The organism is Paraburkholderia sp. PREW-6R (genome assembly GCF_039621805.1).
Classification (GTDB): domain Bacteria; phylum Pseudomonadota; class Gammaproteobacteria; order Burkholderiales; family Burkholderiaceae; genus Paraburkholderia.
This window is the reverse complement of the sequence record NZ_CP155074.1, coordinates 581,155-594,007: the sequence shown is the minus strand read 5'-3', so window position 1 is coordinate 594,007 and position 12,853 is coordinate 581,155. Positions and strand designations below refer to the sequence as shown.

Below are 12,853 nucleotides of genomic sequence, written 5' to 3'. Positions count from 1 at the left end.
CCGGTTCCATCTACAATGTCGCCGGATCTCCGACGACTGACCAAGGCCCGAAGCGCCTTCCTCTGGTGAAAGAATCAACATGCCCTCCTCTCCACTGAACTCCCGTCGCGGATTTCTGCGCACGGCGATCGCGCTGGTCCCGGCCGGCACGCTTGCAGGCTGTGAAGCCCGGCAGCCGAACGCAGACGTGACCGGCTCGCAGCCGAACGCGGCGGTAGCGCCACGCGCATCGGCAGCCGATTACAAGCCGCGTTTTTTCGATGCGAAGGAATGGGCGTTCGTCCACGCTGCCGTCGACCGGCTGATTCCCGCCGACGCCGAAGGTCCGGGCGCCGTCGAAGCAGGCGTGCCCGAATTCATCGATCGCCAAATGGATACACCGTATGCGCACGGCGCGCTCTGGTACATGCAGGGACCCTTTGTGCAAGGCGCACCTGAACTCGGCTATCAATTAAAGCTCGTGCCGCGCGACCTGTACCGGCTCGGCATTGCCGCAGTCAACGCGTATTGCACGAAGACGTACGGGCATGCGTTCGACGCGCTCGACGCCCCCACCCGCGACACCGTGCTCGGCGCATTGGAGGCAGGCAAGATCGACCTCGCCGACGTGCCCGCCGCGACCTTCTTCGGCCAGTTGCTGCAAAACACGCGTGAGGGCTATTTCTGCGATCCGATCCACGGCGGCAATCGCGATCTGGGCGGCTGGAAGATGATCGGCTTTCCCGGCGCGCGCGCCGATTTCATGGATTTCGTCAATCAGAACGGCGCGGCTTACCCGTATGGCCCCGTGTCGATCGAAGGAACGCGCAGTTAATGTCTACCCAAACCAAACCGCACGTCGACGCGGTGATCGTCGGCTTCGGCTGGACCGGCGCGATTCTCGCGAAGGAACTCACCGAAGCGGGCCTGAACGTGGTTGCGCTCGAACGCGGCGAATATCGCGACACGTATCCGGACGGCGCCTATCCGAACACGATCGACGAACTCACCTACAGCGTGCGCAAGAAGCTGTTTCTCGATCTTTCGAAGACCACTGTGTCGATTCGTCATAACGTCGGCGAGACCGCGCTGCCCTACCGGCAACTTGCGGCGTTCCTGCCGGGCGAAGGGGTGGGTGGCGCGGGCCTGCACTGGTCGGGCGTGCACTTCCGGATCACACCGGAAGAGTTGCGCCTGAAGAGCCACTACGAAGAGCGCTACGGCAAGAACTTCATTCCGCAAGGCATGACGATTCAGGACTACGGCGTCAGCTACGAAGAACTCGAACCGCACTTCGACTTCGCCGAGAAGGTGTTCGGCACCTCGGGGCAGGCATACAAGGTCAACGGTAAGGTGGTGGGCGACGGCAACGTTTTCGAAGCGCCGCGCAGCAATAACTTCCCGCTTGCCGCGCAGATGAACACGTATTCAGCCGAGCGGTTCGGCAAGGCCGCGCGCGAACTCGGCTTGCACCCCTACCGTTTGCCTTCGGCAAATACATCGGGCCCGTACACGAATCCGTACGGCGTGCAGATGGGCCCGTGCAATTTCTGCGGATTCTGCAGCGGCTACGCGTGCTACATGTATTCGAAGGCGTCGCCGAATCTCAACATTCTGCCTGCGCTAAAGCCACTGCCGAACTTCGAACTCCGCTCTCGCTGCCACGTGCTGCGCGTCGAACTCGACGACACCAAAAAACGCGCCAAAGGGGTCACGTATGTCGATCCGGCCGGCAATGAAGTGTTCCAGCCCGCCGATCTCGTGATCGTCGCGGCGTTCCAGTATCACAACGTGCATCTGCTTCTGCTGTCGGGCATCGGCAAACCATACGACCCGGTGTCGGGCGAAGGGGTGGTCGGCCGCAATTTCGCTTATCAGAATCTCTCGACCATCACCGCGTTCTTCGACAAGGACACGTTCACGAATCCATTCATCGGCGCGGGCGGCAATGGCGTCGCAGTGGACGACTTCAATGCCGACAATTTCGATCACGGACCAGCAGGTTTTGTCGGCGGCTCGCCGTTGTGGGTGAACCAGGCCGGCACCAAACCGATCAGCGGCATTGCGACGCCGGCCGGCACGCCGAACTGGGGCGCACAGTGGAAGAAGTCGGTGAAGGACCATTACGCCCACACCATCTCAATGGACGCGCACGGCTCGAACATGTCGTACCGCGACGTGTTCCTCGACCTCGATCCGACTTATCGCGATTCATACGGCCAGCCGCTGCTGCGCATGACGTTCGACTGGAAGGACAACGACATCAGGATGGCGCGCTATGTGACCGGTCAGATGCACAAGATCGCGCAACAGATGGGTCCAAAGGCAATCAATGTGTACACGCGGGAATTCGGCGCGCACTTCGATTCGCGCCGCTATCAGACCACGCATCTGGTGGGCGGCGCGATCATGGGCACCGACCCGAAGACCAGCGTGCTGAACCGCTATCTGCAAAGCTGGGATGTGCACAACGTATTCGTGATGGGCGCGTCGGCGTTTCCACAGGGCATCGGCTATAACCCGACCGGCCTCGTGGCGGCGCTTGCCTACTGGTCGGCGCGGGCAATCCGCACGCAATATCTGAAGAACCCCGGGCCGCTGGTGAGCGTATGAAGAAGAACAACATTAAACAGCCGCTGCGTGCCGTCAAACGCGTAGGCACCGCGTTGTCGTGCGCGGCGGCGCCTGCGCTGGCCGCATTGGCCGCTCTGGCTGCGCTGACCATGCCGCTCTGCGCGCGTGCGGGCACAGCGGCGGACACCCCAGCGGCCACCGCATCGGCAGTCATCGCTGCACCCGCCCAGGCAGGCGCATCCGGCACGGCGCTGATCGCGCATGGCGAATACCTCGCGCGGGCCGGCGATTGCATTGCATGTCATACGGCGAAGTCCGGCAAACCTTTTGCGGGTGGCCTGAAATTCGACACGCCGATCGGCGCGATCTACTCGACCAACATCACACCGGACCACGACACCGGCATCGGATCGTGGACCTTCGAGCAGTTCGACCGTGCAGTGCGAGCGGGCGTCAGGCCGAATGGCGACACGTTGTATCCGGCAATGCCTTATCCGTCGTATGCGCGCTTGAGTGAAGACGACATGCACGCGCTGTATGCATACTTCACGCAGGGCGTCGCGCCGGTAAAGCAGCCGAACAAGGCGGTCGACATCGTCTGGCCGCTTTCGATGCGCTGGCCGCTCGGCATCTGGCGTCACGCGTTCGCCCCCACGCCTGCTGCGTTCGACGCGCGGCATTACGCCGACCCGGTCGTCGCACGTGGCGCGTACCTCGTGCAAGGTCTCGGGCATTGCGGCGCATGCCACACGCCGCGTGCGGCAACCATGCAGGAACGCGCGTTGAGCGATCTCGACGGCACCGCGTTTCTGGCGGGCGGCGCAACGATCGACGGCTGGATTCCAACGAGCCTGCGCGGCAATCCGCGCACCGGCCTCGGCAGCTGGAGCGAGACCGACATCGTGCAGTTCCTGAAGACCGGCCGTACACAGCATAGTGCGGCATTCGGCGGCATGACGGATGTCGTGCAGCACAGCATGCAGCACATGAGCGACGCCGACCTCACGGCCATCGCCCGTTATCTGAAGACATTGCCTTCCACCGACGCGCAGGAAAAGGCGTACGTGTACGACGATACGACGGCGCACGCATTGCGCACCGGCGACGCCTCAGCGCCGGGCGCGGGCGTCTATCGCGACAACTGCATGGCCTGCCACCGCAGCGACGGGCGCGGGTACAACCGTGCGTTTCCGGCATTGGGTGGCAATCCGGTCGTGCAAGGCCACGACGCGACTTCGCTGATCCATGTGGTGCTCACCGGCAGCGCACTCGAAAGCACCAGGACCGCGCCTTCTTCGTTTACGATGCCGGCCTTCGGCTGGCGTCTGAACGATCAGCAAGTCGCCGACGTGACCAACTTCCTGCGCAATAGCTGGGGCAATCAGGCCCCTTCCATCAGCGCGGACGAGGTCGCCAAAGTGCGCAAGACGGTCGTCGTGCGGGCGCCGGAAATGCCGCCTGGCGCTTCGCTGAACCACTAGTCCCTCGTTTCGCGCAGGCTGCTCCGTCGTTTGGGAGCAGCCTGCGTGCGCGCGGAAAAAAGAGAGATCGCCATTAAGGCGACCTGAGCAAGACGTATCAACCACACTACTACTAAAGATGAAAAAGCATTGGTTAGCTGCACCCCTCTTGTTGTCGGTCACGGGCATCGCGTCCGCGCAGAGTTCTGTCACGCTGTACGGCATCGTGGACGCGGGCGTCACGTACCGCAGCAATGAGCGCACCGGCGCCGCCGGTCATGACAACGGACAAAGCGGACACTCCAACATCGCGCTGAGCAGCGGCAATCTGTCGGGCAGCCGCTGGGGCATCAAGGGGCGGGAAGATCTGGGCGGCGGCTGGAATGCACTGTTCCAGCTGGAAGACGGCTTCGACATCACGAACGGCAAGCCCGGCCAGAACGGTGGCCTGTTCGGCCGGCAGGCTTATATGGGGATCGGCAGCACCCAATACGGGACGTTGACGATGGGCCGCCAGTACACGTCGCTCAACGACTTCGTCGCGCCGGTCGCGCCGGTGGCGCTGGTGGGCGGCTTCGGCGCGCATCCGGGCGACATCGACGACCTCGACCAGACCGCGCGCGTGAACAATTCAATCAAGTACACGAGCGCGACCTACTCGGGTTTCACCTTCGGCGCGCTGTATGGGTTCGGCGGCCAGCCCGGAAGCCTGAAGCAGCGGAATACGTGGAGCGTGGGCGCCGGCTATGGCCGCGGTCCATTACACGTCGGCGTGGGCTATGAACGCTCCGACAATAGCAAGAGCGGCCCGAAAGACAGCAGCGTCGGCAAATGGAGCGGCACGGACGACGGCTTTTTCAACTCGTCGATCAACCAAGGCTACGCAAGCGCCCAATCGCAACAGATCATCGCGGCAGGCGCCACGTATGATCTCGGGCCGGCAATCGTCGGCGTGAACTATAGCAATGTGCAATACCGTTCGGGCGCGGACTCGCTGTTCACGGGCCATGCCGCATTCAATATTGCCGGCGTGTTCGGCCAGTGGACGCTGCGCCCGGCCCTTCAACTGTTCGCAGGCTACAGCTACACGCGCGGCGGCGAAGTAACCGGCGTGGACGACCGCGCGCAGTATCACAACGTCACGCTGGGCGCGCAGTACAGCCTGTCGAAACGTTCATCCGTTTATCTGATGGGCGGCTATCAACACGCGTCGGGCGGTACGCTGGATGCGCTCGGTAATCCCGTCGCCGCCACCGCGTCGGTGAGCGACAAAGGCAACGGCCATTCGTCGGCGGCGCAGTCGCAGGCGATCGTCAGCATTGGCGTACGCCACCGCTTCTGACGGCTCAATGCGGCGCCGAAGCCGATCCGGCGCCGCTGTCATGCAAGCCCTGCTCGCGAATGACCCGCGAATCGTTCAGGATACCGCATGGATCGAGCAGCCCTTTCAGCTTGCGCATCAGTTCGGTTTCCGCGGACGAGCGGCTCAGATGCAGGAATTCCTGCTTCACGACGCCGATGCCGTGTTCGGCCGAGATGCAACCGCCGGCCGCCTGCACGCCTTCATAGACGATCCGCTCGACCTCGTGCATTGCCGCCGCATCGGCATACGGTCCCGATAGCAGATGCAGATTGCCGTCGCCGAGATGGCCGAAGAACAGATGCGTCTGCTGAGGAAAGCGGGCGGACAAAATCTCTTTCATGGCGGTGACGAAACGATCCGTTTCGATCATCGGCAAACCCACGTCGAACGCGGCGTGCGGTTTGAGGTGGCTCAGCAGTTCACCAACCGTTTCGCGGTACGCCCAAAGCTGCCGCGCATGTTCTATCGACTGGGCGACGATCACGTCGTCGACAATGTCGTTTTCCAGCGCGAATGCCAGTACTTCTTCGAGTGCGCGCCGCTCGCTTTCCTCGGACGCGCCGAGCGTTTCGACCAGCACGTACACAGGCGAGCGCGTCGCAAACGGCGCCTTGAGGCCGCCTGTCCGCATTGCCGCGCTCATGAAGTCGTCCCACATCAATTCGAAAGAGGAGAGCGCCGGCAAACGGCGTCGCAATTCTTTCAACAGGCGCGTGGCCGCTTCGAACGAACCCAGCGCGCACAGCGCCGTATTGGACACGGTGGGCTTCGGCTCGAGTTTCAGCACGAGCCGGGTGATCACGCCGAGAATCCCCTCGGAGCCGATGAACAACTGCTTCAGATCGATACCGGTGGTGTTCTTGGTGACCTTGTTCATCATGGTGAGCACGGTGCCGTCGGCGAGGGCCACTTCCATGCCGAGAATCAGATCGCGCATCACGCCGAAGCGCACCACGCGATTGCCGCCCGCGTTGGTCGCCGCGTTGCCACCGATCTGGCACGAACCGCGCGCGCCGAGGTCGAGCGGAAAAAACCAGCCTTCGGCCTCGACATGCTGCTGCAATTGTTCGAGTGCGAGACCGGCCTGAACCGTGATCGTGCCGCCGATGCGATCGAAATCCTCGATCGCATTGAGCTTCGCGAGCGACATCGCCACTTCGCCGGGCTGCGGCGTCGCGCCGCCCGCCAGCCCCGTAAGGCCGCCCTGCACCACCACCTTCTGCCGCAATTTGGTCAGCACCCCCAGTGCATGCGCGACATCGGCCGGCGTGCGCGGGGTCAGCAGAATAGACGGCCGGTGACGCGGCGCGTCGCTCCAGTCGCCTGCGTGCGCTTCCAGATTACCCGCGTCGATCGACACGCATGAGTCGCCCAACTGGGCGATAAGTGAGTGCTGCAAGTCCGTCATCTCAAGTATCCGCCATGTTTTTGTGTGACGCTGCCCATTTTTTCCTGACGCCGCTCTTTGCGAATCGGCTGACCACCCCGCTAAGCGCTGAGGGCGGCTGTCTCCTGGGTAGCATCATTACGCATCACTGGATGGCAGGCAATTAACGTTTTATCGGATGCACATAACCATAAGTTATTCGCTAGCCGGACAGCGCCGCGAGCATGTCGAGATGGCGCGCCTCGGTTTCATCGTCGGCCGGGAACATGCACTCGATGCGCAATTCCTGAGCAGCAATGGTCTGCGGCGTGCCGACGCTCGTGACCATCGAGAAGTAGCGCAGCACCTGGGCATCCTTGATGAAGCCAACCGGTATCACGGGCATGGCGGCCGAAGCGGCATCTGGCGCGGGTACGCCGCCCGGCTGAAACTCCGTTCGTACGTCAGGGTAAGCACGTAGCGCGGCAAGCAGTTCGCGTGTCGCGTCGTTGATCACGCGACCCACCGACTCCCGGTACACGCGCTGGATCAGACTGTCCGCGACCGTTTGCCAGTCGGCGACGAAGGGACGCATGCCGGCGGGGTCGAACATCAGATGCAGCATGTTGCGAGGCCCCTTGCGCGCCGCCATGTCGATAAAGCAGTTGAAAAAGCGCGGCGCCGCATCATTGGTCATCAGCACGTTCCAGTAGCGATCCATGACGAGCGCCGGAAATGGCTCGTGCTGGCGGAGCATGCGGCCAAGTGCCTGGGTCACGCTTTTCATCTCGTCGGCATTCCATGCAACGTCGGAGTAAATGGGCGCGTAGCCGGCAGCCAGCAACAGCGTGTTGCGTTCACGCAGCGGAATGTCGAGTGTCTGCGCCAGGTCGATCAGCATCTGGCGGCTTGGCACGCTGCGTCCACTTTCTATGAAGCTGATGTGCCGCTGCGAAACGCCTGCGTTGAAAGACAGGTCCAACTGGCTGATGCCACGCAAGTCGCGCCAGTGGCGCAGCAGCGGACCGAGTTCGTTCGGCTGTGTCTTCCTGGCTATCTTGACGGGATTGATGGCGTTCATCGCGAGGGGTCCGTGCCTGAGAATGGACAGATTGTACGGCCGGCCCGCTTCGCGTTTTTGTGTCATGGCGCGAGCCGGGCCGGCTACGGGTCAACATTTGCTTGCCGGCGTTGACCTGCCCTCAACCACTGCTCAAGCCTTCCACGCGTACACCTCGAACTGGGTTTCGAGCGCAGGCTGTGCAATGCTGCCCACGTAGTTCGTGATAGTCGACGCTGCCGCGACAGCGAGGAGTTCGAGCACCTGATCACGGCGAAAGCCTGCTTCGATAAATGCCGTGATCTCGGACTCGTCGAGATGACCGCGCTTTTTTATTGCGCTTCTGGTGAGTGTTGAGAGCGCTGCGTGCTGCGGGTCGGTGGGCACCCGGCCTGAACGGATGGCTTCGACGTCGGCGGCGGTGAGACCCTGGTTCAGCGCGAGCGCCGTGTGGAATGCAACCGCCCACGTGCAGGCGTTAGTGACCGCATTGGTGAGCAGCAGAGTCTGGATCTGCGCTTCCGAGAACGTGCCTGAATGGACCTTCTGAAACAGGTTGAAAAAGGCGTCGATCAATACCGGCGACGACGCCATCGCGCCGGCAATATTCGGAACGAAGCCGAAGGTCTGTTCAATGTGCCGCAGGACCGGCTTCGACTGCGCGGGCGCGGATTCGATCGTGTGAATGGGAAACGTCGACATGATGGGTCCTCGATGGTGAGCGCGGATCGGGATGAGCCGCGCGACCACCGAAGATTAGGGACGCGGGTGCTGCGTGCCAATTACCTCGCATGTAATAAAGAGCCGGGCTCAAGGCCCGGCTCCACGGCACAACGCGCCGTGGACTCAGAACCGGTGAATGATCCCCACTCCCACCGCCATCTGACTCCCCGATGACGACGGCGAGCCGTTATAGCCGTCGCCAAGGGTGGCCGTCGCGTTGATGATCTGTCCGGCACCGCTGGTCCCAAGCGTCTTGCCCTTCGCCTTCTGGTACGCCTCCAGTGCATACAGACCCGTTCGCTTGGACAGCGAGTAGTACTGCGAGAGGTTGAACTGGTGATACTGCGCGTTGTCGGCGATACCGTTGGCGCGCGTCGCGCGCGTATAGCTGTAGCCCGCGGCGACATCCAACGCCACGGCCGGCTTCCAGTGCAGCACGAGGCCGCCCGTGTTGAAGATCGCCTCGTCGTGGAATTTCGATCCGACGCCCGGGATGTACTGCACGTTTGAGTACGTCGCGGTAACGTCCCACGCATTGCTGAACGTGTAGCCGCCGCCCACCGCGAAGCGCTGCTGCGCTTGCGCGGTCTGATAACCGTTCGTCAACGCGGACACGCCGATCTGCGCGCCGTTGTTCGATGTGGTCGAATCCGCGCCGAATGTGCCGCCGCCGAGCGTCGAATTGTTGATGCGCGAAAAGCCGACTGCCAGACCGACCGGTCCCATTGCATACTGCGCCGCCGTGGACCAGGTCGAGCCGCGGTTCACGCTGCCCGCCACGCCTCCAGGCGAATACGAACCGCTCACCGTCAGCCCGTACAGTTTCGGCGACGTATATTCCAGCGTGTTATTTGCGCGGTAAATCGTGTCGAGCCCGTCGATATCGCCGGGATGCGCGCCGTAATAGCCGGTGATCCATGTAGTCGGGCTATAGGGCGAAAGTAGTTGGTAATACGAAGCATATTGCCGACCTGCCGTGAACGTGCCGTAGAGCGGATGGGTCAAGCCCACCCAGGCCTGACGGCCGAACATCGCATTCGCGTATTGCTGTGCGCCCGAGGTAGAGTTAAAGCCGGACTCGAGCGTGAAGATCGCCTTGGTGTTTCCGCCGAGGTCTTCCGCGCCCTTCAGACCAAAGCGGCTGCCGGCCCACACACCCGGCGTCATTTTCCACGCCGACTTGCCGCCGCTGTTCGAACCGAGCGTGCTTTGCCCGTTCGTCCACGAGAGCCCGTTATCGACAATGCCGTACAACGTGACGCTGCTTTGCGCAAAAGCCGGTAGGGACGCCGCCATCGCCGCGCCGAACAACACAGCGTCGACTCGCCTGATACTCGTTTTCATTGCCAGATCTCCCGTTTGCACTTGTTTTCCGAAACGCTGTACAGGCGCACGCCCTTTCGTTGATTGCCGCGAACCTCGTGTCGCGGACCGCGTCGCCCCTCATGGGGTGGGACGATAAAAATTTCGCAGGCCTTGCGTAAAGTTCGGGAAAACCCGTTGTCAGGTGTGTTCAGGCGTTTGAAGATTTGCATGCACTGAAACGCCGTCCATTGGGGCTCATCGCCGGGAGTCCCGGCGTGCGTGCGTTCGTGCGCAGTGCGCGACCCGCATCACGACGCTGTTCTTTGCCTGCGTCGAGTCCTCGCCGATAAACAGAACAGATGCCCTGTAAACGAAGTCGCAAGCGGTGCGCGGGCTTTGGTGCAACACGCTATGCATGGCTATACTTGACTGCGTCGAACAGGCTGATCGCGATGAATCGGATCAGCCACGCAATGAACCCACACTTGCGGCGCAGCGGTTGCACCATTTTGTTTATCACCGGAACGTCGTCTCATTGGAGCGCAGCGCGCATGGTCACTAACAAGCTCGGTCCACCCGGCAACGCGACAGTCGGCAGGACAACGGCGGCGTCGAATGCCGGCAGGGACCTGCTTAATCTTGCGCAGTTGCGCGCTTTCCGGCTGGTCGCGGACCTGGGCAGCGCAACGCGTGCCGCTGCCGCACTGTTTCGCGCGCAGTCAGCCGTCACGCGCTCGGTGCAGGAACTGGAAGCAGCGCTGGGCGTGCCGCTCTTCGATCGAGGACCGTCCGGCATGTTGCCTACACCCGTCGGTCGCGCCGTGCTGCAACGTTGCGAGCGGATTTTTGCGGAACTGGAAGAACTCGCACAATGGTGTTCGGCGCGGCAGTCGCGCCGCCGCCCGGCAGCCGAAGGCACATTGCCGGCCTATCTCCTCAACACGCGTCGGCTGCAGCTTCTGGTGGCGCTCGCGCGGCATCGGCATATGCCGAGTGCGGCGAAAGCCTTCGGTATCAGTCAGCCCGCTGTGAGCACCGCGATTCGAGTGCTTGAAAACGGTTCCGGTTTAAGTCTCTTTCACCGCAGCGCGCGCGGCATCCTGCTCACCGCCGAAGGCGAGACGTTTTTGCTCCTCGTGCGCCGCGCGCTGAACGAACTGCGTCACATCCCCGACGATATTGCCGCGCTGCACGGCAAAATTCAGGGCGCGGTGACGGTCGGCGCGTTGCCGCTCGGACGCACACTGATCCTGCCGAGAGCGATCGCACGCATGAGCGCGGAGCATCCGCGCGTGCGCGTCGTGACCGACGAAAGCGCGTATGAAGCGCTCGTCGCGGGACTGCGCGCCGGCGATATCGACTTCATTCTCGGCGCGCTGCGCAACAACGATGCAGCGAGCGGCCTGAAAAACGAGCGCCTGATGTCGGAAGACATGGTTGTTCTGGTCCGCAGCGATCATCCGCTGGTGCAGGCAAGCAATCTGAGCATCATGGATCTGCGCGAAGCGCAATGGATCGTGCCGCGCAGCAACGCGCCAGCCCGAGCGCTATTCGAGGCGCAATTCAGAAGGATGAAAGTGAAGCCGCCCATGCCGACGGTCGAGACCGCCGACCTTGCTGTCATTCGTGGCTTGCTCGTCAGCACGGACATGGTGGCGGCCCTGTCAGCGCAACAACTGCACTATGAGGTTCAATCAGGGCAACTGGCGGTGCTGGGCGTACAACTGCACAACACGCGCCGTGAGATCGGTCTGACCATGCGCGCGAGCGGCACACCTTCGCCCGCTGCCCGCGCGTTGATCGATGCGATCCGCCTGTCCGTGGTGGAGGCCACGCGCACCGTCAGCATTGCGGCGGGTTGACGGCCGTTGCCTGCCACGCGATCGGCCGGTTCAGAAAAGATGGTGAATGCCGCTGAGAAACACGGTCTGCCGTCCGCTCGAAGACGCGCCGATTCCGAGCGTATTCGCCACCGCGCCGCCGCCGGCCGTTTCGAACATCAGGTCGGCGTAGAGCTGGGTCGCTTTTGACAGCGAGTACACGTTCGCCACCGTCAACTGCGTCCAGCGACGCCCCGCCAGCGTCGCAGTCCATGCGCCCGCCGACACTTCTTCCGCAGGCGTCAGGCGAACGTTCGCGCCGCCGTCGATCGTGCGGAAGTATTCGGTGCCGCCGTTCGACTGGATCCGCACGTCCGTTGCGAGCGCATGCAGCGTCACACGCTCGAAACGGTACGATCCGCCGATGCCCATATCGCGCACCTGCTTCGCGTTGAATGTCGCACCGGGCGCGAGCGTCTGTCCTTCGAATGCTGTCAGGCCGAGTCCGTTCGAAAGCGGCAACAGGCGGTCACGGTATTCCGAATAGACCGCGACCAGCTTGAACGGTCCATTCGTGTAGTTTGCGCCGAAGCTCACGGTCCGCCCGTTCGTATTGCTCGCCGTTGCACCCGGAAAACCGTATAACGCGCCGACGCTCAGGCCGTGATAGGTCGTGCTCTTCCACTTCACGGTATTCGACAACTGGACCGGCAACGTGCTGCCGAGGCCGTCGAGATTGCCGGGGTGAAATGCCGAGAAGTCGCCGAGCAATTGCGCGGTCGACAGCGAACCGAGCCAGTCGAAGTTCCAGTCTGTCTGCCGCCCGAGCGTCACGGTGCCGAATACGGGATCGGCGAGACCCACGTAAGCCTGCCGATTAAAGAACGTGTTGGTGCTCGCCAGAGCGCCGGTCGTTGTCAGAAAACCGTTCTCCAGTCTGAACACGACCGAGCGCCCCGCGCCGATATCCTCCGCACCGAGCAAGCCAAAGCGATCGGCTTGCATTGTGCCTTGCTCGGCGATATACGCATTGCCGCCATGCAGATTGCTCACATAGCCGAGGCCCGCATCGAGGCTGCCATACAGCGTGACACTGCTTTGCGCCCGAGCCGTCTGTGCGCCCAGCGAAAAGACGAGCGCAACCGAACACGCGACATGCGTCGCGTGAAAAGCGATTCTGTTATTCATAACGTGTGGATAAAG

General features: G+C 62.5%; 10 protein-coding genes. 5 read left to right on the top strand and 5 right to left on the bottom strand.

The window, feature by feature from the left end; genetic code table 11:
• Nucleotides 1-79: 79 nt before the first annotated feature.
• The 4 genes from AAGS40_RS17940 (at nucleotide 80) to AAGS40_RS17925 (ending at nucleotide 5,355) form a co-directional block, all read left to right on the top strand.
• Complete coding sequence (locus AAGS40_RS17940; protein WP_345816121.1) at nucleotides 80-814, top strand: gluconate 2-dehydrogenase subunit 3 family protein; 735 nt, start codon at nucleotides 80-82, stop codon at nucleotides 812-814.
• Nucleotides 814-2,592 (top strand): GMC family oxidoreductase, encoded by a 1,779-nt coding sequence (locus AAGS40_RS17935; protein ID WP_345816120.1) that lies wholly within the window; start codon nucleotides 814-816, stop codon nucleotides 2,590-2,592. The genes AAGS40_RS17940 and AAGS40_RS17935 overlap by 1 nt, the downstream gene beginning before the upstream one ends.
• 110 nt (nucleotides 2,593-2,702) lie before the next feature.
• On the top strand, nucleotides 2,703-4,034 hold the full coding sequence (locus AAGS40_RS17930) for a cytochrome c (protein WP_345816619.1): 1,332 nt from the start codon (nucleotides 2,703-2,705) through the stop codon (nucleotides 4,032-4,034).
• Between the two features lie 118 nt (nucleotides 4,035-4,152).
• Entirely contained in the window at nucleotides 4,153-5,355 is a 1,203-nt protein-coding gene (locus AAGS40_RS17925; RefSeq protein ID WP_345816119.1) for a porin, read from the top strand.
• Nucleotides 5,356-5,359: 4 nt separating this feature from the next.
• On the opposite strand, the gene AAGS40_RS17920 is transcribed toward AAGS40_RS17925, so the two are convergent.
• The 4 genes from AAGS40_RS17920 to AAGS40_RS17905 form a co-directional block, all read right to left on the bottom strand.
• Nucleotides 5,360-6,784, bottom strand: a complete 1,425-nt coding sequence (locus AAGS40_RS17920; RefSeq protein ID WP_345816118.1) for an FAD-binding oxidoreductase — start codon at nucleotides 6,782-6,784, stop codon at nucleotides 5,360-5,362.
• 181 nt (nucleotides 6,785-6,965) lie between these two features.
• Entirely contained in the window at nucleotides 6,966-7,823 is an 858-nt protein-coding gene (locus tag AAGS40_RS17915) for a helix-turn-helix transcriptional regulator (protein WP_345816618.1), read from the bottom strand.
• Nucleotides 7,824-7,955: 132 nt separating this feature from the next.
• On the bottom strand, nucleotides 7,956-8,504 hold the full coding sequence (locus AAGS40_RS17910) for a carboxymuconolactone decarboxylase family protein (RefSeq protein ID WP_345816117.1): 549 nt from the start codon (nucleotides 8,502-8,504) through the stop codon (nucleotides 7,956-7,958).
• Nucleotides 8,505-8,648: 144 nt separating this feature from the next.
• Nucleotides 8,649-9,869, bottom strand: a complete 1,221-nt coding sequence (locus tag AAGS40_RS17905) for a porin (protein ID WP_345816116.1) — start codon at nucleotides 9,867-9,869, stop codon at nucleotides 8,649-8,651.
• A 512-nt stretch (nucleotides 9,870-10,381) separates the two neighbouring features.
• Between AAGS40_RS17905 and AAGS40_RS17900 the strand changes: the two genes are divergently transcribed.
• A complete protein-coding gene (locus AAGS40_RS17900) occupies nucleotides 10,382-11,692 on the top strand; it encodes a LysR family transcriptional regulator (RefSeq protein WP_345816115.1) in 1,311 nt (436 codons plus the stop codon).
• A 30-nt stretch (nucleotides 11,693-11,722) separates the two neighbouring features.
• On the opposite strand, the gene AAGS40_RS17895 is transcribed toward AAGS40_RS17900, so the two are convergent.
• Entirely contained in the window at nucleotides 11,723-12,838 is a 1,116-nt protein-coding gene (locus AAGS40_RS17895) for a porin (RefSeq protein ID WP_345816114.1), read from the bottom strand.
• Nucleotides 12,839-12,853: the final 15 nt, after the last annotated feature.

What these genes read in the sequence shown, in the direction of transcription:
- AAGS40_RS17920 (WP_345816118.1), bottom strand. Translation starts at nt 6,784, where the DNA reads ATGACGGACTTGCAGCACTCACTTATCGCCCAGTTGGGCGACTCATGC.
- AAGS40_RS17940 (WP_345816121.1), top strand. Translation starts at nt 80, where the DNA reads ATGCCCTCCTCTCCACTGAACTCCCGTCGCGGATTTCTGCGCACGGCG.
- AAGS40_RS17930 (WP_345816619.1), top strand. Translation starts at nt 2,703, where the DNA reads ATGCCGCTCTGCGCGCGTGCGGGCACAGCGGCGGACACCCCAGCGGCC.
- AAGS40_RS17900 (WP_345816115.1), top strand. Translation starts at nt 10,382, where the DNA reads ATGGTCACTAACAAGCTCGGTCCACCCGGCAACGCGACAGTCGGCAGG.
- AAGS40_RS17925 (WP_345816119.1), top strand. Translation starts at nt 4,153, where the DNA reads ATGAAAAAGCATTGGTTAGCTGCACCCCTCTTGTTGTCGGTCACGGGC.
- AAGS40_RS17905 (WP_345816116.1), bottom strand. Translation starts at nt 9,869, where the DNA reads ATGAAAACGAGTATCAGGCGAGTCGACGCTGTGTTGTTCGGCGCGGCG.
- AAGS40_RS17935 (WP_345816120.1), top strand. Translation starts at nt 814, where the DNA reads ATGTCTACCCAAACCAAACCGCACGTCGACGCGGTGATCGTCGGCTTC.
- AAGS40_RS17895 (WP_345816114.1), bottom strand. Translation starts at nt 12,838, where the DNA reads ATGAATAACAGAATCGCTTTTCACGCGACGCATGTCGCGTGTTCGGTT.
- AAGS40_RS17915 (WP_345816618.1), bottom strand. Translation starts at nt 7,823, where the DNA reads ATGAACGCCATCAATCCCGTCAAGATAGCCAGGAAGACACAGCCGAAC.
- AAGS40_RS17910 (WP_345816117.1), bottom strand. Translation starts at nt 8,504, where the DNA reads ATGTCGACGTTTCCCATTCACACGATCGAATCCGCGCCCGCGCAGTCG.